Genomic DNA, 25,863 nt, shown 5'->3' with positions numbered 1-25,863 from the left:
TCTTACAGCCAGTTTCCCTGCCGCTTCGACCCTGTCGCGTCTTGATTTCGAGACAGTGCGGGACATCCCGCCCATAAGATCGCGCTCGCTTGTGAGACTATTCGTCTCCAATTCGAGAATAAGAACATGGAAACACTGAGCGAAGCCGGGGACAACGTACTGGGCAACTACGATTCCGTGGCGCGCCGCGCGATGGAGTCGCTGTTCCGCACGTTCGAGAATTTCAGCGAAGGCACCATCGTGGTCGATGTGAACGGCCGCGTGGTGTGGATCAACAAGCGCTATGCGGCGCGCTTCGGCTTTGCCGACCCGCGGGATGCGATCGGGCTCGACTGCGAGCGGGTCATTCCCAACAGCCTGCTGCGCGAGGTGGTGGCAACTGGCAAGCCGATCCTGCTCGACATCATGGAAGCCGCGCGCGAGCCGATGATCGTGATGCGCCTGCCGATCAAGGACGATGACGGCAACACCGTGGGCGCGGTGGGCTTCGCGCTGTTCGACGAACTCAAGGCCCTGACGCCGCTGCTGTCCCACTACACGCGCGCCCGCGACGAGCTGGCCGCGACGCGCCGCACGCTGGAGCAGGCGCGCCGCGCCAAGTACACGTTTGCGAGCTTCGTCGGCAATTCGCCGGCCACGCTGGAGGTCAAGCGCCTAGCGCGCCGTGCGGCGCAGGTCGATGCGCCCGTGCTGCTGCTTGGCGAGACCGGCACGGGCAAGGAACTGCTGGCTCATGCCATCCATGCGGGATCGTTGCGCGCCGACCGGCCATTGGTCACCGTCAACGTCGCGGCGATTCCGGAAGCGCTGCTAGAGGTGGAGTTCTTTGGCGCCGCTCCCGGCGCCTACACCGGCGCGGAGCGCAAGGGACGCGTCGGCAAGTTCGAACTGGCCGATGGCGGCACGCTGTTCCTCGACGAGATCGGCGACATGCCGCTCTCGCTGCAGAGCAAGCTGCTGCGCGCGCTGCAGGACAAGGAAATCGAGCCGATCGGCTCGAACCGCATCATCCGTTCCGATGTGCGCATCATTGCCGCAACCTCGGCTGACCTGCCCGCGCTGGTCGAAGCGGGCAAGTTCCGTGCGGATCTCTACTACCGGCTCAATGTCGTGCCGATCTGCGTGCCGCCGCTGCGGCTGCGCCAAGCGGACTTGCTGCCGCTTGCCTACGCGATCCTCGAAGAAATCTGCAGGCGCACCGAACGCGACGCGCCGGTGCTGTCCGACTGTGCGCTCGCCCTGATGGGCGAACACGACTGGCCAGGCAATGTCCGCGAACTGCGCAACACGCTGGAGCGCCTGGTGATGATGCACGACGGCGGCGAAGTCGATGCGTCGATGCTGGCCCCACTGCTGGGCCGGCGCGCGGTCACGGCGCCGGCCCCTGCGTCCGCCCCGGTGCCCGCGGCGAGCGATACGCCGGCGCCACCGGGCTACGCCGACGCCATGGCGCAGTACGAGGCTGCCTACCTGTCGCAGGCACTGGCCGCTAGCCGTGGCAACGTACCGCGCGCTGCCGCGGCCATCGGCATCAGCCGCGCGGCGTTCTACAAGAAGCTGGTGGCGCACCGCGCGGCCGGGCGCATGGCGCCGGCCGGGGTGACAGAGGACTGAGGGTCAGTGAAGCGGATGGCTCGCGGCGATGGTCTGGGCGATCATCGCTGCCGTGGCGGCCGACAGCGTCCAGCCCAGGTGCCCGTGTCCCGTGTTGTAGAACACGCGCGTGGCGCGGCCACGCGAGACCCGCGGCATCATGTCGGGCATCATCGGCCGCAGGCCGGCCCACGGCACCGACCGCGAGGTCTCGATATCGAAGTTGCGCCGTACCCATGACACCAGCGGCGCTATGCGGTCCGCACGGATATCGCGATTGTCGCCGTTGAATTCCGCGGTGCCGGCCACGCGGAAACGGTCGGCCCCAAGCCGGCTGGTCACGATCTTGGCGCTCTCGTCGAGCAGGCTCACATACGGCGCGTTCTTCACGCTGCGCTCGTCATCGAGGTGCACCGTGATCGAGTAGCCCTTGACCGGATAGACATTGAGCCGGTCGCCAAGCATGGCCGCAATGTGACGGCTGCCCACGCCGGCGCACACCACCACCGCCGTCCCCGCGAACTCGCGTTCACCGCCAGCCTGCCCCGAAGCCACGGCGGCTTCCGACGCGGCCACGCGCATCGTGACGCCATCCTTGCGCAGGTCCACCGACTTCACGTTCACGCCATGCACGAACGTCACGCCGAGCCGCTCGCACGCGCGTGCGAGGCCGCGCGTGAACTTGTGAATGTCGCCGGTGGAATCGGACGGCGTGTAGTACCCGCCGTAGTAGTTGCCCTGCAGCGTCGGCTCGATCGAACGGATCTCTTCCGGCGTGACGGCATAGCGTTCCAGGCCGCCTTCCACCAGCATCTGGTTGGTGCGGCCCGCGGCCTCGAAGCTGGGACGGTCGTGATAGAAGTGCAGGATGCCGCGGCGCTCCAGATTGAAATCGATCTGCTCGCGCTCGGCCATCTCGAACAGGTGCTGGCGCGCGGCAATGGCCAGGCGCGTGGTCTCGATGGTGTTGGCGCGGTAGTTGCGCAGGTTGCCGACGAATTCACCGAGCCACGAATACTTGTGCCACGACGGGCGCGGGTTGAGCAGCAGCGGCGCGTCGCGCCTCATCATCCATTTGAGGCCCTTGAGCAGCGTGCCGGCATTGTTCCAGACCTCGGCGTTGCATGCGGAAAGCTGGCCGCCGTTGGCGAACGAGGTTTCCATCGCCGGATAGTGGTGACGGTCCAGCACGGTAACGCGATAGCCCTGTTTCGCGAGGGTATAGGCGGTCGTGACGCCGGTAATGCCGGCGCCGATGACGAGCATGTGAGACATGACAGATTGTCCTGAAGCAAGGATGAATTTGACCGTTGCCGGTCCCCTGCCCCATCTGTCCGCGGTACCTGAGAGCTTGGACATGGCCAGGCCATGCCGTCCCCTTCGGTGGGCGCGAAGCGCCTCTCTCCAGATCTGTACTTGCGACGCCACAGTCCTTGGTGCCTGAGAGTTTCCGGGGCGGTTGCTCCGTCGGCGCCGGACCTGCCTGGCGGCGTTCCGGTCTCTCCTGCGAGGTCGCACGGCGCCGGGGGTTGGTCCGGCGCCGCTTTGCGGCAGGCTTTGAACCTGGCCGCATGGCGATGATATCTGGAAGTGCCCGGGCGCGGGGAATCGGGTTATCCCTAGCAACGCCCAGGCCAAGGCCCTCAGATCACGCCCTGCGCCAGCATCGCATCCGCGACCGAAGTTCCCCGACAGTCAAAACTGCTGCAAACAAATGCGCGGCATCGCTCGCGGCCGGCGGAAATGACAAGGGCGGCCTCATGGCCGCCCTTGTCGAGGCACCCCGCTCCCTTGCGGCAGCGGGACCGGCAAGATGACTCGCCTGCCTACTACTCGATCGTGATCTTGCCCTGCTCGATCACCGACTTCCAGCGCTTGAGCTCCTGGTTCTCGAATTGCACGAACTGCTCGGGCGTATTGGCCACCACTTCGAAGCCGCTTTCAGCCAGCTTGTCGCGCATCTTCGGCTCGTTGAGCGCGCCGACCAGCGCGCCGTGCAGGCGGCTCTTCACGTCGGGCGGCAGGCCGCGCGGCGCAGCGACACCTTGCCACGAATAGACTTCCACGTCCTTCACGCCGCCTTCTGCCATGGTCGGCACGTTCGGCAGCACCGCCGCGCGCTTGTCGGACGTCACCGCCAGCGCGCGCAGCTTGCCGCTGCGGATATGCTGGATCACCGCGTTGATGTTCTGGAACGACACATCGACTTGTCCGGCGAGCAGGTCGGAGATGGCCGGCGCACCGCCCTTGTACGGTACGTGCAAACCCTCGGTGCCGCTCTTCTGCCAGAACAGGGCCGCAGTCAGGTGGTCCGACGAACCGGCGCCCGAGGTCGCGAAGGCGACCTTGCCCGGGTTCTTCTTCATGTAGCCGACCAGTTCCTGCATGGTCTTGGCCGGGAAGTTCGGGTTGGCCACCAGCACATTGGGCGCGCGTACTGCCACGGTGAGCAGGTCGAAGTCCCTGGCCGGATCATAGGACAGGTTCTTCTGCAGGAACGGATTCACCGCATAGACGCCGATCGACGCCACCATCATGGTGTAGCCGTCCGCCGGCGCGCGCTTGACGAAGGTCGCGCCGATCGCGCCCGTCGCGCCGGGCCGGTTATCCACGACAAAGGGCTGGCCCAGCTTCTCGTTGAGCGGCACGGCCAGCATGCGTGCGATGGTATCGGTCGAGCCGCCCGCGGGGAACGGCACCACCACCGAAACCGGTTTTTGCGGCCAGGCCGGGCTGGCCGCCGTGGCCGCGCCGCTCGCGACGGTCACGGCCGCTACCGCTGCCAGGACCATGCCCGCGCCGGCACAGCGGCGCAGCAGCGTGGAAAGATCGATCATTGTTGTCTCCTGTTGAGGTTTGATTGGTCGCTGCCTGCCGGGCCAGCCGACGCGTCCCTTAGCGGACCATGCAGGGCGCCTTGTTGTCGAACTTCCAGCCCGGGATCAGGAACTGCATGGCGATCGCGTCGTCGCGCGCGCCCAGGCCCTTTTCCTGGTAAAGCGCATGAGCGCGTGCCAGCGCCTCCATGTCGAGCTCCACGCCGAGGCCCGGCGTTTTCGGGACCTGCACCATGCCGCCTTCGATCTTCAGCGGGTCGCGCGTCAGGTGCTCGCCGTCCTGCCAGATCCAGTGCGTGTCGATGGCAGTGATACGTCCCGGCGCGGCGGCGGCCACGTGGGTGAACATTGCCAGCGAGATATCGAAGTGATTGTTGGAATGCGATCCCCAGGTCAGGCCCCATTCGGCACACATCTGCGCGACCCGTACCGAGCCCTGCATGGTCCAGAAGTGCGGGTCGGCCAGCGGGATGTCGACCGACTGCAGCCGCACCGCGTGGCCCATCTGGCGCCAGTCGGTGGCGATCATATTGGTCGCCGTGGGCAGTCCGGTCGCCGCGCGGAACTCGGCCATGATTTCGCGCCCCGAGTAGCCGTCTTCGGCGCCGCACGGATCTTCCGCATAGGCCAGCACGCCATGCTTGTCGCGGCACAGGCGGATGGCGTCCTTGAGCAGCCAGCCGCCGTTCGGGTCGAGCGTGACACGCGCCTTCGGGAACCGTTCGTGCAGCGCGAGGATCGCCTCCATCTCCTCGTCGCCGCGCAGCACGCCGCCCTTGAGCTTGAAGTCGTTGAAGCCATAGCGCTCGTAGGCGGCTTCCGCCAGGCGCACGATGGCCTCGGGCGTCATGGCCTCTTCATTGCGCAGGCGGAACCACGCGTTGCCGGCCTCCGGCTCCGTGCGGTAGTCGAGCGTGGTGCGGCGGCGGTCGCCGATATAGAACAGGTAGCCGAGCATTTCCACCGCGTCGCGCTGCTGGCCTTCGCCGAGCAGCGCCGCCACGGGCACCTGCAGGTGCTTGCCGAGCAGGTCCAGCAGCGCGGCTTCCAGCGCCGTCACGGCATGGATGGCAATGCGCAGGTCGAAGGTCTGCAGGCCACGGCCGCCGGCATCGCGGCTGGCAAAGGCGGCGCGCGCACGGTTGAGCATGGCCTGGTACTGGCCGATGGGCTGCCCCACCACCAGTTGCCGGGCATCTTCCAGCGTCTGGCGGATGCCCTCCCCGCCCGGCACCTCGCCCACGCCAGTGTTGCCCGCACTGTCGCGCAGTATGACGATATTGCGGGTGAAGTACGGGCCATGCGCGCCGGACAGGTTCATCAGCATGCTGTCGTGGCCGGCGACCGGCACCACGGTGAGTTCGGTCACGACGGGCGTGGCGGGATGGTCACCTTGGCTGGCGGCTTGTGAAGCGTTCATGCGGGCTGTCTCCAGAATCTGATTGGCGTTCGTTGGCGCGGCGGCGTGGGCCGCGGCATATATCGCTGGCTGCGCATCATCGATCTCACAGCATACGTTATCAGTCGTCGTATGACTTACAACCGAGTATAATGACCACATTCCGGCCAGGTCAAGGCCGCAATTTCCCTACGCCCTTCGCACGCCCATGTCCGACGCCCAGATGACTCCTCCCGCACCCCTGCGCCGCCGCGGCCGCACGCTGGCCGAGGAAGTCGTGAGCGGCCTCACCGAAAGCATCCGCCAGGGCCAGCTCAAGCCGGGCGACAAGCTGCCCACCGAGTCGGAGGTCATGGCCAGCTTCGGCGTAAGCCGAACCGTGGTACGCGAAGCGCTGTCGCGCCTGCAGGCCAGCGGGCTGGTGGAAACCCGCCACGGCATTGGCACGTTCGTGCTGGCGCGCCCGGCGGAAACGTCGTCGCCGTTCCGCATCGACCCCGCTACCATGGGCACTGCCATGGACGTACTGGCCATGCTGGAGTTCCGCGTCAGCCTGGAGGCCGAGGCAGCCGGACTGGCCGCGACGCGCCGCAGCGACGAGCAGCTTGCCGCCATGCGTCGCGCGCTCGACTCCATGGAGCGCAGCGCCACGGAAGGCAGCGACGCCGTCGGCGCGGATTTCGAGTTCCACCTGTCCATCGCCCGCGCCACCGGCAACCGCTATTTCACCGACATCATGGGCCACCTGGGGACCATGCTGATCCCGCGCAGCCGCCTGCAGGTCAATGCGCAGGAACGCGCCCAGTACCTTGAACGCGTGCATTTCGAGCACGAGAATATCTATGACGCGATCGAGCGCCACGATCCCGAAGCCGCCAAGGCCGCCATGCGCATGCACCTGACCAATAGCCGCGAGCGCCTGCGCAAGGCGTCGGCCGCCGCCTGAGCGGCCGCAGCCGGGCGGTTGCGGTCAACCGCCTCATGTCATATGATGTCCTACGAGATGAAACCTCCGCCGCGGCACGCCTGAACGGACCGCTCCGTTCGACGGCGGCCTCCGCTCCTCTTTTCCCTTTGCAGGAAACCCAGACATGACGATTACCGGCGAAATGCTGATCGGCGCGAGCGCCGTGTACGGCATCGACGAACCCTTCTACGCCATCAACCCGGCCACCGGCGAGACCCTGGAACCGGTCTTCCACGGTTCCAGCAGCGCTGACGTGGCGCGTGCCTGCGACCTGGCCGAAGCGGCATTCGATACCTTCCGCGCGACCTCGCCCGAGCAACGCGCGAGCTTCCTCGAAGCGATTGCCAACCAGATCGAGGCGCTCGGCGACGTTCTGATCGAACGCGCCCACGCCGAAAGCGCGCTGCCGCTCGCCCGCCTGCAAGGCGAGCGCGGCCGTACCACCGGCCAGTTGCGCCTGTTCGCCACCGTGCTGCGTGCCGGCCGCTGGCAGGCTGCCACGCTTGACAGCGCCCTGCCCGAGCGCTCGCCGCCGCGCCCCGACCTGCGCATGCAGAAGATCGCGATCGGTCCGGTGGCCGTGTTCGGCGCCAGCAACTTCCCGCTCGCTTTCTCCGTGGCCGGCGGCGACACCGCCTCGGCCCTGGCAGCCGGCTGCCCGGTGGTGGCCAAGGCCCATCCCGCGCACCCTGGCACGTCCGAACTGGTCGGCCGCGCGATCCGCCAGGCCGTGGCCGATGCCGGCCTGCCCGAAGGCGTGTTCTCGCTGCTGACCGGCGCAGGCCACACCGTCGGCACGGAACTGGTGGCCCATCCGGCCATCCAGGCTGTGGGCTTTACCGGCTCGCGCGCCGGCGGCCTGGCACTGATGCAGGTCGCCAGCAACCGCGGCCAGCCGATCCCGGTCTACGCGGAAATGAGCAGCATCAACCCGGTCTTCCTGCTGCCCGAAGCGCTGGCGGCACGCGGCGAAGCCATCGCGCGCGACCTGGCCGATTCGCTGGTGCTCGGCGTGGGCCAGTTCTGCACCAACCCCGGCCTGCTACTCGCCCTTGAAGGCCCGGCACTCGACAGGTTCCGCGCGGCAGCCGGCGCTGCCGTGACGGCAAAGCCGGCCGGCACCATGCTGACGCCGGGCATCCAGCACGCATTCGAACACGGCATCAGCAAGCTGTCGGACATCGACGGCCTCGCGCGTATCGTGAGCGGCCAGGCCAGCACGGGCCCGAACCAGGCCCGCGCGGCGGTCTTCGAGACCACGGCGCAGCACTTCATCGCCGACCCGCGCATGCATGCCGAAGTGTTCGGCCCGTCCACCGTGCTGGTGGCCTGCCGCGATGTCGAGGACATGCTCGCCGTCACGCGCGAACTGGAGGGCCAGCTGACCGCCACCGTCCAGGCTGACCGCGGCGATTACGCCGTGGCCGCGCAACTGCTGCCGCTGCTGGAGCGCAAGGTCGGACGCGTGCTGTTCAACGGCTATCCGACCGGCGTGGAAGTGTCATATGCCATGGTCCACGGCGGGCCTTTCCCGGCCACGTCCGACACGCGCACGACCTCGGTCGGCACCACCGCGATCGACCGCTTCGTGCGTCCGGTGTGCTACCAGAACGTGCCTGCCGAACTGCTGCCGGCCGCGCTGCAGGACGGCAATCCGCTGGCGCTGTGGCGGCTGAAGGACGGCGAGCCGGCACGCGCCTGAGCTTGCCGCGCACGGTCAGAACAGCATATCGAGCAGCGCGAACAACTCGGCGTCCGCCCTGGCCGCCGAGCGCGAGCGCCGGCGCACCTCGAGCAACCTTCTGAATATCTCTTGGCGTGACCACTCTCTAGAAGCCTCAATGATTCGAGGCTTGCGATACTCTTCGAACAAGGCTTGGGGTGTGGGGGGCACGCCTTTCTTTATGAATCCGTTTGGAAGGAGGTCGAAAACATTCGTAGTTGTATTCCAGTCTCTCACTTCAGTGATAAGGCACCGAATAAACTTTTCATAAGATATACCTTGCATCTGTAGGTTGAGGGTCGGCAAAGGCAAGTTGTTGTTACACATTTGCCATCCAAGGGGCGAGCTAACCTGTAGCACCGCCTGGACGTAGGTAGTCAGTAAATCTAACAGCGTGCATCCGGGAGGTGTCAGGAATTTTGTGTGCTGAGGTCGGTTAAAAAATCTCAGCTCATGGCGGAGGTGAATCGCTCGCCAAACAGAATGGCGAACTGATTGACTGCTTGCCGCCAGGTGATAGGTGGCATCTTCCAATCCTTTTCGATGTTGCGCAAGGCCAGATACAGCAGTTTGCTGGCGGCCTCGTCGCTGGGGAAGTGGCCGCGATTCTTGACGATCTTGCGCAACTGCATGTGCATGCTCTCGATGGCGTTTGTCGTATAGATGATTCGACGCACCTCAGGCGGATAGACGAAGAAGGGAATCACCTGTTCCCATTGGCGCTGCCACATGGCCGCGACGGTAGGGAATTTGCGTCCCCACTCACTTCCCGCAAAGGTGTCGAGCGCTGCGGCCGCCGCCTCGGCCGTGGCGGCCTGATAGATCGGCTTGAGCGCGGCAGCCAACGGCTTACGGTCCTTCCAGCTCGCCAGATTCAGCGAATTGCGGATCAGATGCACGATGCAGGTCTGGATTTGCGCGGCCGGATAGACCGCCTCGATCGCCTCGGGGAAGCCGCGCAAGCCGTCGACCACCGCGATCAGGACGTCGTGCAAGCCGCGGTTCTTCAGTTCGTTGAAGACCTTCAGCCAGAACTTGGCGCCTTCGGTTTGCTCGATCCACAGACCTAGCACTTCCTTGCGGCCGTCGGCGCGGATGCCCAGCGCCAGATAGACCGCCTTGTTCTTGACCGTGCCTTCGTCGCGAATCTTCAGTCGTAGCGCGTCAAAGTACACGATCGGATACATGGCCTCGAGCGGGCGTTGCTGCCATTGCTCGACGTCAGCCAGCACCTCGTCGGTGACCGTGGAAATCAGATCGGGCGATACCTGCAGCCCGTACAGCTCCAGCAGATGGCCCTGAATCTCGCGCACGCTCATGCCGCGCGCATACATGCTGATGACGTGGTCGTCGAAGCCAGGCAGCCGGCGTTGATACTTGCCGACCAATTGGGGCTCGAACGTCGCCTGCCGATCGCGCGGAATATCCAGATTCAGCTCACCGTTGGGCGTCAGGACCGTCTTGGGGCTGGTGCCGTTGCGGTGGTTGCCGGTCTTGCCTTGCTCGGCCTCGTTATCCAGATGGTGACTCAACTCGGCGGCGAGCATACGCTCGGCCAACTGCTTCTTGAGCTGGCCGGCCAAGCCCGATTCGCCCAGGATCGACTCGGCATCCTTGCTCTGCACCTGGGCCAGCAGTTGATCGATCAGCTCATCGGGAAACAGCTTCGGTGCCTTCGGGTTCTTGCTCTTCTTGTTCACTGTCGTGTCGGTCATTGGACGTTTCCGTAATCGTCTCATGACCTCGGCACACTAAAAATCTGACAGGCTCTGCATCCGGGGCCTAGCGCTAGGAGACCATGTTCTCTCCGCGCTCTTCCAAGGAAATGGACGAGGTCTGCGCAGAGCGGGCGCAGAAAATACCTCGCCTTCGCTAACGCCTACCTTTCTTCACTCCACCCGTGACCAACTGACAACTTTGGAGGCCGGCAGTGGAGTTCTGCGTGCAGCTGCGTTCAAAGTGCCCCCAATGCAACCCGTTGTATCGGGGTGAGCGAAGAGTACCACCCCCAAAGCCACTCTTGCAGCCGCCTGCTGTCACACGCCTCCGCCTGCTAGCGCAACGACTCGAATCCCGTTGGCAGTGGTGCCGGAGGCAAAACATGACGTTGATGCGTCTCCACTAAAGATAGTCTGGGGCTGCCGGTACAACATCGGTCCAACGAGCAACCCCGACCCCTAGAGCGTTAGCCGTCTTTTCCCTCAGTCGAAATGTCCCTCCGAACGTTGCCTCGACCCATCAGACCCACACTTTGACCCCGTGGTCGGCTACATCTTGCGTTTCAATGCCAGCACGAAGACTCTTGTCGATGTATTCGCATCCACTGCAACTGTTCCGAACCTACATCGACCTAACGGGTTAGTCTTTGATAGCTCAGGCAATCTGTGGGTCACCAGCTTACGAGCGGATGCGAGCGACACCGATAAAATCCTCCAACTTGATGGCAAGACTGGCGCCCAGCGTGACAAGCTCGAGTTGTGGACACCACCCCAACCTAGAGCCTTCGCGGATGCAATCCTTTTTGGGCCCGGAGGCAACCTGTTCATTCCCATCTCAAGTAATGGCCAGAACCCTTTGACGGCAGGACAGCTGCGGCGTTGCAACATCAAGACAAAGGCTTGCGATGTCATCGTGCCGGCCAACACCGCTGGTGGCGCCCTCCTGAATCCGTGGTACTTAATCTTTAGAAAAGAGCGCCCCGGCAACGCTCAACTACAGACACAGGGACTGAGAGCAGCAAGAGGTAGAACGGACTTGGGCCTGGCTCCTGGCCGCGCCCGCTTGAAGGCAACCTTGACGGCAGGGCCGGTGAACCTTTACCCGCCTTCCGAGAGGAAGAATAACTTTGCATCGACTTCAACCTTCATGGCTTGGCGCGCTGGCTCTCGTGATAGGTGCGCTGACGAGTGCAACAACCCTCGCCGGCACTATCTTACTGGAGGGCATCTCCGTGCCAATAGCGAATGCAGGTTCCAACCGGGAAGGCGAAGTCGGTGACCGCATCGTACTCGATGGCCGAAGGAGCTATGCCCCGGCCTCCCCTCAGAAACCGTTGACGTACGCGTGGTCACAACTCTCTGGCCCAGCCACCGTGACACTGACGGGTGTGATGACAGTCAGCCCAAGCTTCACACCGTCTGCGCCAGGACTTTACGTGTTTTCCCTTGTGGTCAGGGACATGAACGTCAGCAGCCTCCCCCCACGGTAGAAGTCAATGTCCTGCCTGCGGATGGTGGTTGCCTGGGGTGCAATCCGTTCTCGAAATGAAGTCATAGCACCTACCCCCGGGGTTCATCATTGGCGAACTAGCGTCACCATTTTTTTGTTATACCGCATCGCAGTGACGACCGCTTCGAGAACGTCCGACTCCAGACGCTTCGTGGCATCTCCTTCAAAAAAGTACCTCCTCCGCCCTCATACCAATCCCCTGCAAATTCTTCTCTATCGGCTGCGCGCGTTGGACTCTTGAGTTCGAAAGTTCGACGTACGGGCACAGCCTACCCCCTTTTTGGTAGGAGGCGCTGTGTTCCACACTCCGTTGTGAGACAGTTCATCTCACACTATGATGTTTTTACAGAATATGCCACACACGTATCGAGGCCTTTGAATGCTTCAGCGTGTAGACGAGCGATTTCAAAGCAGGGGTCGATGATGGATGAGAACTATGGGCCGTGGAGACGGCGCTGGCTACAATGGCATTCGCGGTCCCTGCTGGCTAGTGTGGTCGCTCTGACCGAGGTCGAGCGGAAAGCCTACCAGGAGAGAATGCGAATGGCATACCACAACCTTGGCGACTTTCCCGAGAGCGAGATTGATTTCATATTTCAGCGCACTTCACGAGGTTTGAGAAGGCTACGCTTATCTTGCGGGGTCTTCGAGGTTTCGCCGCTCACTCACCAGCGAATCAGGGAACAGGGTCGACGATTGATGGCGGACGCCGACAGGCTCGTCTCTCAGAACCTATAGCGACATCCTATTTCCCCCTCGGTAAACAGACCAACTACATGCGGCCTGCGGCCTCCTTGGTCGTGCGAGCACATCGGCCAAGTGCTGGAAGGTCATGTTCAGCTACCGGCCTTGACATGGACTCAGCTGCAAGCAGAGGGGAAGGCTACCGCCAAATTCTGGCGCTGAGATTTCCTCACGTCGCCGAGAGTAGCCAGCGCCGCTGTTATCAGCACCAAGGTACTCGTTAGTCGCTATGGAAATCAGTCGAGATGACGGCACATGTAGTGCGTCCTTGCGCCAAAGCGCCGAAGGAATTCCTTGGACAGCTTCATCCTCTGTGGCATGCCGTCCAACGCGGTGAGCGTGAAACCAAAGCGAGCAAAGAACGCGGGATGCTCTGACGTGAGCACCGCAGCCCTCGTGCAGCCGGTTGCGCGGGCACGCATCAAGATGGCCCTAACAAGATGCGTAGCAACCTGATGCCCCCTGTACTCACCTAGAACCGCAGCGGCTTGAATGATGACCGTCTCTCCACACATTTCGCCACAGGCGCAGCCAATTACCTTTTCACCTAGGACAGCCAGGCTGCAGAGGCCCGCCGAGGGGTCAATGTCGCTGCCCTGCAAACCGCAGGAATGGAGCACCTGCGAGATTGCTTCCACGTCTGCCGACCCGGCAGCGCGAATCCTCAGGCACCATCCGGCTGCGCACGGTAGACACGGTGCAGGGAAGCTCAATCACAATCACTTGCAGACGAGCTCCCCTTGTTCGATGATAGTCTTACTGAACGGTCTATCTGAGGTTGCATAACCACCGGACTGTCATACAACGAGGGCAACATAATTGCCTTCAGTATTATTAGATGTGCGACGCAGACTTCTCGGCAGAAGAGGACGCACGCAGGAGACACATCATCATGCTGACCGACATTGTTTTGCGCTCGGCCCTTCGTTCAGATTGGCATCACATTGCTGCATTGCTTGAGCAATGCAGCCTCCCCACCTCCGATACCTATGAGTTAATTGAAGACTTCCAAGTTGCGATATATGAAGACGGCATTGTTGGATGTGCGGCAGCGGAATATCACGGCTCGCATGTGCTCATCCGCTCAGTCGCAGTTGAGCCAGCATACCGAGACAACGGCATCGCAACGCGCCTGGTTGAAATACTATTGATGCGGGCTCGCGGCACAGAAGCTCATGATGCCTATATTTTCTCTACGGTGGCTCCTGCGTACTTCGCTCGCTGGGGATTCTCGCTCGTCGCGACTGAAGAAGTGCCACAGGAAGTCAAGTTATTGCCAGCTGTCCAGCGTGCAGCTCGAACATCAGCGCTTTGCATGAGATGTGAGCTAGGATAGAAAGTGCCGCGTCGCACCAGACATCGTCGAGATGCGGTTGACCAGAGAACGGTGTGAAGAATGTCTGTTGGACACGTCATCCATCTCCTACACGAAGCCGCTTTTGGCACGCTGGCCACCCACTCAGTGACCCTGCCTGGTTACCCCTATGCAACTGTGGTGCAATATGTTCCAGACGAAGCCCATTGTCCGGTAGTCTGTATCAGCGCCTTGGCAGAGCACACTAAGAATTTGCTCACGGATTCGAGGGTGAGCTTGTCAGTGCTGCAACCTGATGCCACCGACGTTCAGACTGCACGCCGGCTGACGGTTGTCGGCGATGCTGAGCGGTTCGAACCAAGTTCTGCGTTTCTTGCTCGTTACCTGCGCTATGAGCCAGGGACGGAGCAACTGTTGGCGCTGGACTTCATGTTCTTCCGATTGAGCACAAGTAAAGTCCGATTCATTGAGGGCCTCGGACGGATGGGATGGCTGGATAAAGCTGACCTGTGCCTTGTTGACCAATTGTCCGGAGAGACTGAGGCCAATCTTGTGCGGGAAGTCTCACGCATTGTGCCAGCTGGTGTGCGCGTACTCGGCATCGATTGCTATGGTGTCGACTACGCAGCAGGCGCGCTTCGAAAGAGATTCCGATTCCCGAATCAGCCGTTGCCACCCGAAACAATCCTCGACGCAGCATTGAACGCGGTAACGGGCCTTAGCTGAGGCGCTCGTACCGGCTCATTCGGAGCCATGCTGATGAGTTGCCTCCGCTTCGCCGCTTGAGGCCGTGGCCGCCGCCTACGGTAGCGACAAGGCTGAGCGCCTTAGTCCTGACATAAACGATTTTTAATTCCTTCGCTGGACGCTTGCCGAGCTCTGAGCCCAGGCCACGAGCTCGGCTTCTGCCCAATCCCAGAGAAGCGCGAGCAGCCTCCTGCCCTTCGGCTGTTGCTATTTCACTCCCCCAAAAAAAATTACGCACGGCGGCAGTTTATGGCATAGAGTTGTCCCTCAAGATTCGACCGCGAAGCGTAGGTGTCATGAAGTGCATTGCCGTGCATCGGCTCGCACGGGCACCTTCGCCCCAGGGCCAAGACGGTTGTTGACCCAATAAGCGCGGCAAAGAGAAAGCATTGGGATGTTGGAGGGGTCATGAAGGGCACGAACGAGCAGTCGCTGCGTTTCCAGGTCGAGAAATGGCTCGCGCCTGGTTCCACGGCATCGGTCCGCGTAGTTGAATTCAGTCGCACCATCTCAGGTCGACGACGCTACGTATGCGTCGAGAGCGCGCAACCGGCCGGGTTGCGCGCGTTGTTCTTCTTTCGGCACGATGACGGATGCTGGCGCGTGTTTCCGCCTCCAGTCCCGAGGATGATTGCCGGCTGTCTTGCCTTGTGAGCGGCTCATTACCGATTGACACAAGCAGAGACCAGGCAGCAACCACCCAACCAGGACTTGCGCTATGAAGAACATGCTCGCTGGTGCCGGCATTTCGCTCTGCGATGCCGGCCGGGAAGCCGTGCCCGCCAATGACAGTGACACGCATTGCGAGGCAATCGATAAGACGGAAACCGTCCCGACCATGAATGCCGCCATGGCCGTTGCGCCCTCACTATTTGCCACGTACCAAAATTGCTGCCGCGCTATGAGTCAGGATTTAACACTCACGCAGCTCGAACAACGAGTGGTCTTTCTTGTACTTGCGGTTGCCAGTGGCTGCAACTACGACGAGCTGACTTCTGCCGAGGGCGCCAGCACCCCCAATGAGACATTCAGAAAAATTGTGGCAGCAATCCGTCACGGAAAGCCTCTCGCTGATGCCCGGCTTCGGGCTCTAGTCAGTTTCACACGTGCCATGTTCATACATCGCGGTCGCCCCAGCGAGAATGAGGTCAAGACCTTCTTGCATGCTGGCTATCGTGAAGAAAACATCCTGGACATCATTCTGGCAATCGCGGCAAATACGCTGGACAGTTATACGTGCCACGTATTCAATGCGAAGGCAAGTGGGTCCACGTTGTTGGTCGGCTAGCAATTTTCAGCAATGGCGACTGTTATGAAAAGAGCGATCCGGAATGTTGCGCTTCTCGCATTGATGACCGTGCAGTACCACACTTGCCTAGCGCAACCTGTCAAGACCAAGCCCCAACCTCCATTAAGCGAGCAGCAACGCGCCACCCAAGCCTCAGCACCGACCGACGACTTTGGTAAAAGAAAGGACAAGGCGGCGGCGGCTCAACCTGGCGAGAACAGTGCTTCCAGCACAACGGGCGGGGGGACTACCGCTCCCCAAATTGAAGGCGGCAAGCGGTATCTGTCGCCAGAACAAAAATAGGCAGGGCCGTTTTGACACGAGACACATGCCTGCCATATGTCCATTTCAATAAGTGGCGATGAAAGTGAGAAAAAGAGCTCGTGAGAGCCTACACTCATCGAGGACCACCCGCGTGGACACTGGAATATAGATGCAACGGAAGTTGATTCGGGCCGGTCTGGCTCGAGCCCACCAATTTCCAGCGCCTCGCAAGAGGGTCAAGTCCAAGGGGTTCTCTATCTGCCGCCGCAGAACATCCAATCCAGATGGAACCCCTACTCGGGGCGGCGCATGCTGTTTCACCTGCTATGCATAGACTTTCGCGTGCAATGATTCCCCCCAACTAGGCCTGCAAGGCAATTCAACGACCTGCGAGGTCGTAAGCCGCCCCCCGAATCGCTGCATTCAATGTCCCGCGTAGCACACCACTTGAATAGGAGTGGGCTAAGGATGCCAACCCAATAGCCGCTCCTGCAGCTTGCTATCAGCGACCGCGTCGCATTCTCATGCATACGCGCCGCGCATGGCAGTGCGCTTGTCCAAAAACTCAACACAAGTGGGCGCTGTTGCTCCAAAAACCACGTGCATCGCTGCAGCTGCCGCCCTCGCGCGCGGTGCCCTCAGTCGCTACATCGTCTAGTCCATCATGCCTTGCATGACGAGCTCTGCATGGGCATGATGGTAACGGGGCATCTGCATCTGCAATGCGCACCTTGTTTTCCACCGCGACAGTTTCTTCGTATCCGCTCGGGAGCGTTATGCAGCAGTTTGCTATTTTCGAGTGCTGTTCGTATCCGTGCGGGTAAGGACTAGTTGCTTCTCTGTGTCCGGGGTGTATGTGTTTTCTTTGGTTGTCCGGGACGGTATCAGTAGCAGTCTTCCCTCAACCGTACAAGTCCATGTTCATCCCGCTGAGAGGGGTTGCTTAGGGTGCAATCCATTCTCAAAATAACTTCCTGGAAAACGCTTTAGCGGGAGGTGGCTTTTTGCGCAGGCGCTTCTAGTAGCGGAGCGGCGGCGGACAACGCGGTATCCACCTGAAGAGAGCTCCCGTAGATTCCGAGATGGATTCGTTTCAGTTTTGTAACGTTTCCCAATAGTCAAGGTTGAGGCGGCTGGCCCCATCATCCAGCCGCCGTAATGCGCTTCAAGAGAGAACTCTAGTGCTTTGGTCCTGGGCACCTAAACACCGTAGCGGAAATCGTAGAGGGTGTAGCGTCCTTGGAGACGCCATTTGACGTGTCCGTAATCACGATGTCCGAATAGCTGACTTGCGACAAAGTCAGCGTCTGGCCGCCCGGGCAGGTGAAGCTGCCAGCACTCGGCGGCGAAACCACCAAGCATTGGCTGATGGAGCCATTCTGCCCGGAATTGAACGTTCCAGTCTTGCTCACCGGGCCGTTCGTCGTAATCTTATTGGAGGCATCGGGGCATTGCCCTCCATTGTTCGTACAAACGTAGGTCGCTGTGCCGTCGGCAGTAGCCTCGTAGTTAATGTTCAGATTGTTCCCAAGACCAGCCTCCTTAAAACATACTTGCAAGTCGCCATCCTCCTGCAGCGTCGCTGAGACCTTCCCGACGAAGTGGGGGCTTTGGGCCCAAGCTGGTAGCGCAAGCGCCGTCAGCATCGCAAAGGCTAGCGCGAACCTTATGTGAGTGGTGGATGCTTTCCGCATGTTTTCCTCCTAACTGCAAGGCGGAGACCGTAAGTCCCCTTGCCTCCAGCCAGCCGAAGCTTCGTGCCTAAGAGAATGGAGGCGCTGATTAATACTGCCGCCCTAGCGACAATCACAGATGCGGGGGATGTGGGGAATGTGCTGTGAGTTCGATGGCCTTGTACGTCGCTCTTCCTCAGGAGAGGTTTTCCTGGCATGCGGCCCAGGCCCAGCTTCGCCTGCTCACCGCTCACTGCCGTGGAGAACACCTGCCACAAGTAGTTGAAAGGAAAAGTGTGCCAGCCGTAGCAAGTGGATTGCCAAGCGAAAACAATGCCAATCGCAGTAACTACTTGATTTCACGAAGATTAAGGCTTCCTCATGAAACGGGCTATCGAATCGGGACCTGATGGGTGTTTCATCCTCGAAACATGGGAGTAGCAACGGCACATCCCCCTTAGGTCGGGCAGTTCGTACTGCTCGGCGCCGCTCTTCGGTAATGGATTATTTAGCCAGGTCACCTGTGCAGCCGACCGGCCTTGAAAGGCGCATGGCAAGCCGCACTGCGTCGTTGATGCTTCATTCTTCTGTCGCCTGAAGAGTTCAGCAGAGGCCCTCACGCGCTGACAACTTTCTGTATCAGACACTTGCCATCATTCTGCGTGTTCCCGACTGCCAAGCTCACCTCCCACCACTGGAAGGCTTCGATGGGAAGGTAGTGGTGCATCAATACTGACGCTCCCCGGGGGGTTAGCTCGGGGTCCATCCATGCTAAGGCATCGACGGCCGGTAATACGACTGGACGGCTGTCATGGCCGTCGGTGAGACCTCCTTTGGCATCATCGGTAATGATGACAAAGCCCGCACCATCAGGTTGAAGCGTTGCGCCGGGCTCCCAATATGCCAAGGCCGCGAGAAAACATGGTCCATCTTTGCGACTTATATATTGTGGCCGCTTGATGCCTTGTATCGTTGGCCATTCGTACCAGCCGTCCACGGGGACAATTACCCGCCGCCGCCTGCGCCACAACGGCTTGAAATAGTCACTTGTGGCTACTCGGTCGACCCGTGCGTTGACAACGAAATGCGTAGGATAGGGCCGACATGGCTTACAACCCCAATGCACACACTCGGCGCTTGTAACGTCTTCATCACGTAGTCTGTGCAGCACAACAGGGCTGTCGTCGGGGGCGATGTTATAACTCTGCCTAGTTCCCGAGTGGACGCATTGCACACCCAGTTCGGCTTCCCATACTTCAAATGGGCTAAATTGCGCGATGCGTCCACACATGATTCTCTCGTCTTATTTACGACCAGAGTATCTCCATAAACACATCTCATGGTACTGACTTATGTGAGCCAGCAGACACAGAAATTGCCCCGTTTAACCGCCGACAAGGAGGCTGGTGCGGCGTATGCTGGCACCGGGACTCGGGACGTTTACACGGATGGCTCAAGCGCGATGGGCCCACGGGACCCGTTCACGGATGGAGGTAGAGCAATCACCGACAGGAGGGATGTGTTAACCGACGGCGCCAGAGTCACGGACAAGCGGGATATGTTCACGGATGGTTCGTAAATCGCCAACCACGAGCGCTACCGATAATGAGGCGCGGTGCCAACTGGCCTAGAACGAATCAACGGCAACAAGCTTCCACCTCCCCAAGCCCCCTGCGGGGGGCTTTGTCTTTTTTAGGACCAACCCAGCATTCTGACTCAATGCTTCTGAGCGTCGCGGCCCGAATTTGAGGAAGTGCTGGGAACTGCCGTGTATATGGGAGGCGGGCCACCGGGGATGTACGCGACGCACGCCGGCAAGGTCCGGTGGGGCGCACTACAAGCAGTTTGGCCCGAGCATTCCATTCATTACCGATTTGTTGCTTCGTTGCACAAGCGTCCTTAGCCTTACTGTTTGTTACGCGTCACCAATCCATCTCAGGCTATATTTGGGGCGAGTGAGCTCTCGATATTACTAAGGGGACGTGATGTTCAAAAGGACACTGGTAGTTGCAGTCGGAAGTCTGCTGCTTGGCTTGAGCTTTGCCGCTTCTGCGCGTGGCGGTGGTGGTGGAGGCGGTGGTGGCAACTTCGGAAGCGCGGCTCCAGGCCACGCAAGCAATCAGGCCATGACAAATTCCAATGGCTCATTTGCCAGCGACCGCGACAAAGGCCAACAGCGCGCTGAGGACCGGAGAAGTCTGGAAGGTTCGAGTCACGAAAAGGCCCAAGAAAATCGCATGCACCGCAACACCAAACACGCGCAGAAGCACTGATTTTGGAGTTAACCAAGCCCGGCTAGCTTACGCGGGCTCCTCTGCCCGATTGGGCGTTATGAGTCGCGCATGCGTCGGAGCAAGTCTGGAATTCACAGCCTGCACCACGGATTCAGGCACTAAAAGTGTCGTGTTGCTCAGTGCGTTCTCTCAAAACTAAATGGAGGTGACCCGCTTTTTCGGACAGTGCCTATCTTGAGTAAGCAGGAGGTGCACCATGCCGAAAACGCGCCCACCGTACAGTGCGGTCTTCCGTCAGCAAATGGTTGACTTGGTCCATGCAGGTCGCCGTCCGGAGGATCTGGCCAAGGAGTTCGAACCCACGGCCCAGACGATCTACAACTGGGTTGCCCAAGCGGATCGCGATGCCGGCGTTCGTCAGGACGGCCTGACCACGGCGGAGCGCCAGGAACTCACGCGGCTGCGCCGTGAGAACCGGCAACTCAAAATGGAGAGGGAGATACTTGCAAAAGCCGCGGCCTGGTTTGCCCGGGAGACCGACACGCTGCCCGACAAGGGTTCGAGTTCATGAAGGCAAATCAGGACCGCTTTCCGCTGTCCACCATGGCGCGGCTGCTTAAGGTCTCGCGCAGCGGCTTCCATGCATGGATGGAACGACGTCCGAGCGCTCATGCCGTGAGTGACAAGCTGTTGCTCGCGCAAATCCGTGAGATTCACGCCCGCTCGCGCGGTACCTATGGGATGCCACGTGTGCATGCCATGCTGCTGCGCCAAGGTATCCACGTCGGGCGCAAGCGCGTGGCGCGTCTGATGCGTGAGGCCGGCCTGCGCGGGGCTTGCCGGCCGCGCTTCATTTGCACCACCCACCGTGCGCCAGCGGGCAGACCCGCGCCCGATCTGGTGCAGCGACACTTCTCTGCCGATGCGCCAAATCAGCTGTGGGTCGCCGATGCGACATACATTCCGACCGTTGCCGGCTTTTACTATCTGGCTGTCGTGTTGGACGTGTACAGCCGGCGCATCGTAGGTTGGGCCATGGGTAGTCATCTGCGCACCGCACTGATGCTGCAAGCGCTGGACATGGCGCTGGCGCAGCGACATCCCAGCGCAGTGATTCACCATTCGGACCAGGGCTGCCAATACACGTCTGTTGCCTTCGGGCGACGTTGCCGCGAGGCCGGCGTTCAGCCTTCGATGGGCTCGGTGGGCGATGCCTACGACAACGCCATGTGCGAGTCCTTCTTCGCAACGCTCGAATGCGAGCTGCTGATGCGTTCGCGCTTCGCCACGCACGACGACGCCCGTCAGGCATTGTTCACCTGGATCGAGGGTTGGTACAACTCGCATCGCCTGCACAGCGCACTGGGATATCGGTCTCCGCAGGAGTTTGAAAAGCTTCCCGTCAATGGCATGAATCCGGCGCTACACCGGGCATACACTGCCCCATCACAAGGAGAAAACCCATCGACATAAAATTCCAATGCGAATCTGTCCGATGAAACGGGGCAACCCCAAAAGTCATCGAACGCTGTCACGCTGTCGGCCGTCGTCCAGACCCCGACGGCACCCTAGCATGCGCGGGCGCTAGTCTTGCGGGTACCGTCGGAACGCTGACGTGCTCGTGGGGCGTCTGCAGAACCCTACCTCTCTTCCCCACCAGACTTTGGAGGCCGACGCTTTCGGGTGACCACGTAAGGCGTCGCACGCTCTTTGTCAGGAGTACTGTCTTGGGCGGCATGACCTCTTGAGCCCGGCTCGCGCCCCCGCCCTTGTGGCTGAATCGTGGATATCGCGCTCTTGTAAATGGCCTGCGTGCTACCGCTGGGCGCGCTTAGTACCACCACGAATCGGTCAAACGACACGATTGAGCCGCTGAGTCGCACGCCGTTGACCAGGTACACCTCGACAGGCCGTCGCTCCTTGCGCGCTCTGTTCAAAAAGTCGTTTTGTAGAGAGGATTGCTCAGGCTGCATTAATCTCTCGTCAGACGCATACGTTCGCCCCTCGGGCTTTCACTACTGGATTTCAGGACGACGTGCAAAGCCAGTGGACGCAGGACAAAACTTCGCCTTGGCCACGCTGCCCACACTGCCGGAGCGTCGACCACCACGAAAGGGGAAATTCCCAAGCTGTAAAAATATAGAAGCAGGCCCACATTGCAAAGGACTTTCTTGTTCCGAGTACTCGCAACTCGTGGCCTTACAATCGCTTACAAAATGCAGTGATGTTCGGTGATAGCCTCACTCGCTCATAGCCGCAACCTCAAGCTGTCGAGATGGGAACAAGAAGCGGCAATCAGAGGGGGGGACGAACGGCGCCGGCTGCGTGGCGTCCCATTGGGGCTGAGCTCAACGGACTCGCGACATAGCAGGTGCCTGCTGCATTTCCGTCTTCAGCTCGAAGAAACACGGGGAGTTACCGCAATGGTAAAGAGCGTGCAGGTTCGGGCAGCAAAGGCGACCGATTGGCCTTCAATCGTTGATATTTTAGAAAGCTGCGGCTTGCCAACTGATGTTGTCGGAGATTCGTCGCACGTCTTTCAGGTCGCGGTGTTGGGCGAGCAAGTGGTGGGCTGTGCTTGTACAGAGCAATACGACGAAACAGTGGTTGTGCGTTCTGTGGCCGTCGCTCATGAGCATTACGGCCGCCATATCACCACTGACCTTGTTGGCGCCGTCCTAACCGGCGCCCATGCAGAGGGCTGTACTAAAGCTGTACTTATTGCTGCCGGCGACGAAGACTTTTCAGCCCCTGAACTGGACTCGCCAGAAGAAATAAATCTGTCACAAAAATTCGTGCGGAGGCTTGGTATTAGACGAAGGTCAAAGCATCCCGCCGACTAGCCCCCAAGTCCCCCTCCGCACGCAGCCCCCGTCAGGCCTCTGCAATCTGAAATTTCGTGCGGTTTTTGCCAAGCCAAGCGGGTGCTCGTCCACGGCCGGACCAAGTCGCCCCAGTCTTCGGGTCCATGTATTTTGCCGGCAGTTCCGACTTAGCCTTCGCCGCAGTCTTGGCCTTGACATCGCCAGCGGGTCGCCCACGGCGACGCTTCGTCAACAGTCAGCTCATACTCTGCCATCAGCCCTTGGATTTTCTCGATGACGCCAGCGATTTCGCTCGCGCGAACTTCAGCGAGTTGGGCCTCGAGCGCTTCCTTTTCTGCCATGAGCTGCTTGTAAGTCGCCATTTAAATTTCCCTCGTTGTAGGTGTATTCACATCGTACAGCACTCTTCTGAGAGTGAACGGATTCGTGCGCGCAAGCGTGCCACGCGAGAAACAGTTGACTTCCGAGCAATCGCCCCTAGAATGATTTTGCCGCAACGCAGCAAAAACTTTCATCCTGGCGGCGCACTATTCGTGCCCTGATTCAGAGGTCCTCTCGAACACTCGCAGCCTCACCCTATGGAACAGTGATGAGCACTCCTATCCCCGAACAATCCATCTCCGCGCAGAAAGCGGGCGTGGAAAGGCTCCTTGGTCTGGCGACCATAGCCTTCGAAGGCATCGAAAAGCTGACTGAGCTAAATCTGCAAACAGTCAAATCAACCTTCGCCGAAAATCGCGAAATCCTGGGCAAGATGCTTTCGGCCAACGACCAGCAAGAGTGGGTTGCCCTGCCTGTGCACCTGACGCAGCCCATAGCCGAAAAGGCGGCGTTGTACAGCCGGCAGGTCTCCGAAATCCTGTCGAGCATTCAAGGCGAATTCTCGACGGCCGCCCAAGCGCACCTCCAGCAATGTCAACGCGATACACAGGAGTTATTCGAAAACCTCGCGAAGAACGCGCCCATAGGAAGCGAATCTATCCTAGCAGCATGGCAATCGGCCTTTTCGACGCCCGCCGGCGCGTCCGACGAAATGGCCAAGAACACCACAAAGCATTTGGCCCACGACAAAGGTGTTGGCCCTGCCCTATAGTATTTCCTTGCGCGCACGCGCTGTCGGAATCTTCTTGTGCGAACTTCGGTTCGCTTTTTTTCGCCGATTGGTGGAATTGGCAGCGATGTCATGCATCGTGGTCACTACCTGACCGACTACGGGTCCGCCGCGCTCGGCGATGCCAGAGGCCAGCTGATTTGCCGGTCCTGCATTATCAGCGTTCTGCTTCACCGTGACCGTCAGTTCCTCCATGCTCGCTGCGTTCTCCTCAAGCGCGCTTGCAGTGGTCGAGTCCCAGGTTGCCCAAGGCAACAGGTCATCAGCGGCATCGCCCCACACTGGTGGGGTTTATATTTGACTGCAAGCATGACTAAATGACAGCGCTCTTTTCGAACGCCCGGCATACATGGCCTATCGGCTGGCGCCCAAAAAATAGAAAGCCAACATACTGTTGCACAGGCTGCGTTGGCACAAGAGGAGATGCCTGTAGCCAACACGTGCGCGCCGCCGCGCAAGGTCGGCTCAGGCCAACGCGTGACATGCATCAAAGAATATCGTTCGGTACAAAGCTGTGGCTAGCACTCGCGCTCATGTGGACCGGCTTACTCGCCGTAAGCGTTGAAAGCGCCATTGATGCCCACCAGCGAGTACTTACCGAACGCCGACAAGGTCTGCACAATATACTGGACGTCGCCATACGTATCGCGGAGTCGTACCAGGAGCGCGTCGCGAGAGGCGAACTGACTGAGGACGACGCCAAAAAGGCAGTGCTCACACAATGGGAACTGATGCGATTTCACGGCAGCGGCTATGTGTATGCATTCACTAGGGACTACGTTCTGTTGCTGAATCCTGGCAAGCCCAGGCTGGTAGGCAAATCGGTCGAGAACCTCACCGATGCCGTGGGGCGTCGCCCTTATGTGGAACTGGCAGCGTTGGCACGGACCAATGACACGGGCCATGTCGCCGCGTTTGACAGGCTGGTGGACCGCACGCTGGCCGAAAAAATTTCCGCCGCGCGTCCATTGCCTGGCTGGGACTGGGTGGTAGCCGCAAAACTCTATGTCGAGGACGTCAACACCACGCGCCGCAAGCTAATCATAGCGCGCCTGGCATGGACCTTGAGCGTCGGCCTTTTCTCGACCTTCTTGATGGTACTCATCATCGGCGGCGTCCAGCGGCATGTGGGTCACGACCATTTGACTCGGCTACTGAATCGCAAGGGATTTGACCGCCGCATGGCATCCGCACTGACAAACTCCCGTGCTGCCGAACGTGAGTTGGCGCTATTCCTTATCGACCTCGACGGCTTCAAGGCCGTGAATGACAGCCATGGGCATGCCGCTGGCGACGCCCTGCTCAAAATGTGTGCCGTACGCATCCAATCAGCGGTCCGTGCCACTGACGCTGTGGCCCGATTTGGTGGCGATGAATTTGCCGTGATTGCCCAGGGCATCTCCTCGATACAGACGGCGGAGCGTATCGCTCAAACAATAGTCTCGGCCATGTCCGAACCGTACCTTATGGACGGCCAGCGGGTCGCGTGCAGCGCGTCAGTAGGCATTGCCCTGAACACCACCCGCCATTGCACTACTCAGCACGAACTCTTCCGCCAGGCGGATGCGGCGCTCTACATGGCCAAGCGTGCGGGCAAGAACCAGTTCATCGTGTACGACACGACCGAGGCAGGCGCCGCCAACACGCCGCAGGATGGCGCGCGGGTAGAACGGTAGAACGCCCTGAAGACTTCGCCTCACCGGTTGTGGGTGGCGGACGTAAATTGCACAGTACTGGCGGACGAAATTTGCACACTCGGGCAAGGTGGCAGCTCCGAAAGAGCCCTTGGAGCCGCCTATGTACGGGAGGGAACAACGCGTGCTACTACGTCACTATCTGGAGCAAGGCCTGTCCAAAACGGAGATCGCGCGGCAACTGGGCAGTATGTTTCGGCCGTCGTGAATCTGCTGCCACC

General features: G+C 60.5%; 20 protein-coding genes, 5 pseudogenes and 1 riboswitch. Of the genes and pseudogenes, 15 read left to right on the top strand and 10 right to left on the bottom strand.

Going from position 1 to position 25,863, the window contains the following annotated elements; all coding sequences use genetic code 11:
* The first annotated feature begins 126 nt into the window (after positions 1–126).
* On the top strand, positions 127–1,614 hold the full coding sequence (locus CupriaWKF_RS24660) for a sigma 54-interacting transcriptional regulator (protein ID WP_276101065.1): 1,488 nt from the start codon (positions 127–129) through the stop codon (positions 1,612–1,614).
* Positions 1,615–1,617: 3 nt separating this feature from the next.
* Here CupriaWKF_RS24660 and CupriaWKF_RS24655 read toward each other — a convergent pair whose 3' ends face one another.
* From CupriaWKF_RS24655 to gudD, 3 genes are all read right to left on the bottom strand, one after another.
* Positions 1,618–2,868 carry a D-amino acid dehydrogenase gene (locus CupriaWKF_RS24655; protein WP_276101064.1) on the bottom strand — a complete coding sequence of 417 codons (1,251 nt, stop codon included), beginning with the start codon at positions 2,866–2,868 and terminating at the stop codon, positions 1,618–1,620.
* A gap of 142 nt (positions 2,869–3,010) precedes the next feature.
* Positions 3,011–3,110: riboswitch (glycine riboswitch) on the bottom strand.
* Positions 3,111–3,422: 312 nt separating this feature from the next.
* Positions 3,423–4,430, bottom strand: coding sequence for a tripartite tricarboxylate transporter substrate binding protein (locus CupriaWKF_RS24650; RefSeq protein ID WP_276101063.1), 1,008 nt, complete (start codon positions 4,428–4,430; stop codon positions 3,423–3,425).
* 58 nt (positions 4,431–4,488) lie between these two features.
* Positions 4,489–5,850, bottom strand: a complete 1,362-nt coding sequence (gene gudD / locus CupriaWKF_RS24645; protein ID WP_276101062.1) for a glucarate dehydratase — start codon at positions 5,848–5,850, stop codon at positions 4,489–4,491.
* Between the two features lie 187 nt (positions 5,851–6,037).
* Here gudD and CupriaWKF_RS24640 point away from each other — a divergent pair, with 187 nt between their 5' ends.
* The gene (locus CupriaWKF_RS24640) at positions 6,038–6,775 is read left to right on the top strand and encodes a FadR/GntR family transcriptional regulator (protein ID WP_276101061.1); all 738 of its coding nucleotides are present in this window, start codon (positions 6,038–6,040) and stop codon (positions 6,773–6,775) included.
* Between the two features lie 145 nt (positions 6,776–6,920).
* A complete protein-coding gene (locus CupriaWKF_RS24635; RefSeq protein ID WP_276101060.1) occupies positions 6,921–8,498 on the top strand; it encodes an aldehyde dehydrogenase (NADP(+)) in 1,578 nt (525 codons plus the stop codon).
* A 467-nt stretch (positions 8,499–8,965) separates the two neighbouring features.
* On the opposite strand, the gene CupriaWKF_RS24630 is transcribed toward CupriaWKF_RS24635, so the two are convergent.
* Positions 8,966–10,234 (bottom strand): IS256 family transposase, encoded by a 1,269-nt coding sequence (locus CupriaWKF_RS24630; RefSeq protein ID WP_276098122.1) that lies wholly within the window; start codon positions 10,232–10,234, stop codon positions 8,966–8,968.
* A 2,493-nt stretch (positions 10,235–12,727) separates the two neighbouring features.
* Entirely contained in the window at positions 12,728–13,129 is a 402-nt protein-coding gene (locus tag CupriaWKF_RS24625; RefSeq protein ID WP_276101059.1) for a GNAT family N-acetyltransferase, read from the bottom strand.
* Between the two features lie 254 nt (positions 13,130–13,383).
* Between CupriaWKF_RS24625 and CupriaWKF_RS24620 the strand changes: the two genes are divergently transcribed.
* The 5 genes from CupriaWKF_RS24620 (at position 13,384) to CupriaWKF_RS24600 (ending at position 16,144) form a co-directional block, all read left to right on the top strand.
* A complete protein-coding gene (locus CupriaWKF_RS24620; protein ID WP_276101058.1) occupies positions 13,384–13,827 on the top strand; it encodes a GNAT family N-acetyltransferase in 444 nt (147 codons plus the stop codon).
* 60 nt (positions 13,828–13,887) lie between these two features.
* Positions 13,888–14,532, top strand: a complete 645-nt coding sequence (locus CupriaWKF_RS24615; RefSeq protein WP_276101057.1) for a pyridoxamine 5'-phosphate oxidase family protein — start codon at positions 13,888–13,890, stop codon at positions 14,530–14,532.
* 429 nt (positions 14,533–14,961) lie between these two features.
* Positions 14,962–15,207, top strand: coding sequence for a hypothetical protein (locus tag CupriaWKF_RS24610; protein ID WP_276101056.1), 246 nt, complete (start codon positions 14,962–14,964; stop codon positions 15,205–15,207).
* A 64-nt stretch (positions 15,208–15,271) separates the two neighbouring features.
* Positions 15,272–15,841 carry a hypothetical protein gene (locus CupriaWKF_RS24605; RefSeq protein WP_276101055.1) on the top strand — a complete coding sequence of 190 codons (570 nt, stop codon included), beginning with the start codon at positions 15,272–15,274 and terminating at the stop codon, positions 15,839–15,841.
* 24 nt (positions 15,842–15,865) lie between these two features.
* On the top strand, positions 15,866–16,144 hold the full coding sequence (locus CupriaWKF_RS24600) for a hypothetical protein (protein WP_276101054.1): 279 nt from the start codon (positions 15,866–15,868) through the stop codon (positions 16,142–16,144).
* 1,139 nt (positions 16,145–17,283) lie between these two features.
* Here the strand turns inward: CupriaWKF_RS24600 and CupriaWKF_RS24595 are convergent.
* Positions 17,284–17,799 carry a hypothetical protein gene (locus tag CupriaWKF_RS24595; protein WP_276101053.1) on the bottom strand — a complete coding sequence of 172 codons (516 nt, stop codon included), beginning with the start codon at positions 17,797–17,799 and terminating at the stop codon, positions 17,284–17,286.
* 595 nt (positions 17,800–18,394) lie between these two features.
* Positions 18,395–19,069 carry an SOS response-associated peptidase family protein gene (locus CupriaWKF_RS24590; protein ID WP_276101052.1) on the bottom strand — a complete coding sequence of 225 codons (675 nt, stop codon included), beginning with the start codon at positions 19,067–19,069 and terminating at the stop codon, positions 18,395–18,397.
* Between the two features lie 84 nt (positions 19,070–19,153).
* Between CupriaWKF_RS24590 and CupriaWKF_RS24585 the strand changes: the two genes are divergently transcribed.
* From CupriaWKF_RS24585 to CupriaWKF_RS24575, 4 genes and pseudogenes are all read left to right on the top strand, one after another.
* A complete protein-coding gene (locus CupriaWKF_RS24585) occupies positions 19,154–19,357 on the top strand; it encodes a hypothetical protein (protein WP_276103194.1) in 204 nt (67 codons plus the stop codon).
* Positions 19,358–19,510: 153 nt separating this feature from the next.
* A pseudogene (locus CupriaWKF_RS34390) lies at positions 19,511–19,681 on the top strand (carboxymuconolactone decarboxylase family protein); the annotation flags it as partial.
* Between the two features lie 82 nt (positions 19,682–19,763).
* Positions 19,764–20,051, top strand: a complete 288-nt coding sequence (locus CupriaWKF_RS24580; protein WP_276101051.1) for a hypothetical protein — start codon at positions 19,764–19,766, stop codon at positions 20,049–20,051.
* A 217-nt stretch (positions 20,052–20,268) separates the two neighbouring features.
* A pseudogene (locus CupriaWKF_RS24575) lies at positions 20,269–21,407 on the top strand (IS3 family transposase); the annotation flags it as partial.
* Between the two features lie 380 nt (positions 21,408–21,787).
* On the opposite strand, the pseudogene hfq reads toward CupriaWKF_RS24575, so the two are convergent.
* Positions 21,788–21,985, bottom strand: a pseudogene (gene hfq / locus CupriaWKF_RS24570) (RNA chaperone Hfq); the annotation flags it as partial.
* A gap of 450 nt (positions 21,986–22,435) precedes the next feature.
* Between hfq and CupriaWKF_RS24565 the strand changes: the two are divergent.
* Entirely contained in the window at positions 22,436–22,855 is a 420-nt protein-coding gene (locus tag CupriaWKF_RS24565; protein ID WP_276101050.1) for a GNAT family N-acetyltransferase, read from the top strand.
* Between the two features lie 31 nt (positions 22,856–22,886).
* Here the strand turns inward: CupriaWKF_RS24565 and CupriaWKF_RS24560 are convergent.
* Positions 22,887–23,199: pseudogene (locus tag CupriaWKF_RS24560) on the bottom strand (H-NS histone family protein).
* Positions 23,200–23,426: 227 nt separating this feature from the next.
* Between CupriaWKF_RS24560 and phaP the strand changes: the two are divergent.
* Positions 23,427–23,930 carry a TIGR01841 family phasin gene (gene phaP / locus CupriaWKF_RS24555; protein WP_276101049.1) on the top strand — a complete coding sequence of 168 codons (504 nt, stop codon included), beginning with the start codon at positions 23,427–23,429 and terminating at the stop codon, positions 23,928–23,930.
* A 72-nt stretch (positions 23,931–24,002) separates the two neighbouring features.
* Here phaP and CupriaWKF_RS24550 read toward each other — a convergent pair.
* A pseudogene (locus CupriaWKF_RS24550) lies at positions 24,003–24,173 on the bottom strand (chemotaxis protein); the annotation flags it as partial.
* A gap of 257 nt (positions 24,174–24,430) precedes the next feature.
* Between CupriaWKF_RS24550 and CupriaWKF_RS24545 the strand changes: the two are divergent.
* Positions 24,431–25,624 (top strand): diguanylate cyclase, encoded by a 1,194-nt coding sequence (locus CupriaWKF_RS24545; protein ID WP_276101048.1) that lies wholly within the window; start codon positions 24,431–24,433, stop codon positions 25,622–25,624.
* Positions 25,625–25,863 lie beyond the last annotated feature (239 nt).

It is taken from the genome of Cupriavidus sp. WKF15, assembly GCF_029278605.1.
Classification (GTDB): Bacteria; Pseudomonadota; Gammaproteobacteria; order Burkholderiales; family Burkholderiaceae; genus Cupriavidus.
The sequence above is the reverse complement of the archived record's forward strand: the minus strand, read 5'-3'. Positions and strand labels throughout refer to the sequence as shown.

Coding starts and splice junctions, on each gene's coding strand:
- CupriaWKF_RS24660 (WP_276101065.1), top strand. CDS start 127: ATGGAAACACTGAGCGAAGCCGGGGACAACGTACTGGGCAACTACGAT.
- CupriaWKF_RS24655 (WP_276101064.1), bottom strand. CDS start 2,868: ATGTCTCACATGCTCGTCATCGGCGCCGGCATTACCGGCGTCACGACC.
- CupriaWKF_RS24650 (WP_276101063.1), bottom strand. CDS start 4,430: ATGATCGATCTTTCCACGCTGCTGCGCCGCTGTGCCGGCGCGGGCATG.
- gudD (WP_276101062.1), bottom strand. CDS start 5,850: ATGAACGCTTCACAAGCCGCCAGCCAAGGTGACCATCCCGCCACGCCC.
- CupriaWKF_RS24640 (WP_276101061.1), top strand. CDS start 6,038: ATGTCCGACGCCCAGATGACTCCTCCCGCACCCCTGCGCCGCCGCGGC.
- CupriaWKF_RS24635 (WP_276101060.1), top strand. CDS start 6,921: ATGACGATTACCGGCGAAATGCTGATCGGCGCGAGCGCCGTGTACGGC.
- CupriaWKF_RS24630 (WP_276098122.1), bottom strand. CDS start 10,234: ATGACCGACACGACAGTGAACAAGAAGAGCAAGAACCCGAAGGCACCG.
- CupriaWKF_RS24620 (WP_276101058.1), top strand. CDS start 13,384: ATGCTGACCGACATTGTTTTGCGCTCGGCCCTTCGTTCAGATTGGCAT.
- CupriaWKF_RS24615 (WP_276101057.1), top strand. CDS start 13,888: ATGTCTGTTGGACACGTCATCCATCTCCTACACGAAGCCGCTTTTGGC.
- CupriaWKF_RS24610 (WP_276101056.1), top strand. CDS start 14,962: ATGAAGGGCACGAACGAGCAGTCGCTGCGTTTCCAGGTCGAGAAATGG.
- CupriaWKF_RS24605 (WP_276101055.1), top strand. CDS start 15,272: ATGAAGAACATGCTCGCTGGTGCCGGCATTTCGCTCTGCGATGCCGGC.
- CupriaWKF_RS24600 (WP_276101054.1), top strand. CDS start 15,866: ATGAAAAGAGCGATCCGGAATGTTGCGCTTCTCGCATTGATGACCGTG.
- CupriaWKF_RS24595 (WP_276101053.1), bottom strand. CDS start 17,799: ATGCGGAAAGCATCCACCACTCACATAAGGTTCGCGCTAGCCTTTGCG.
- CupriaWKF_RS24590 (WP_276101052.1), bottom strand. CDS start 19,069: ATGTGTGGACGCATCGCGCAATTTAGCCCATTTGAAGTATGGGAAGCC.
- CupriaWKF_RS24580 (WP_276101051.1), top strand. CDS start 19,764: ATGTTCAAAAGGACACTGGTAGTTGCAGTCGGAAGTCTGCTGCTTGGC.
- CupriaWKF_RS24565 (WP_276101050.1), top strand. CDS start 22,436: ATGGTAAAGAGCGTGCAGGTTCGGGCAGCAAAGGCGACCGATTGGCCT.
- phaP (WP_276101049.1), top strand. CDS start 23,427: ATGAGCACTCCTATCCCCGAACAATCCATCTCCGCGCAGAAAGCGGGC.
- CupriaWKF_RS24545 (WP_276101048.1), top strand. CDS start 24,431: ATGCATCAAAGAATATCGTTCGGTACAAAGCTGTGGCTAGCACTCGCG.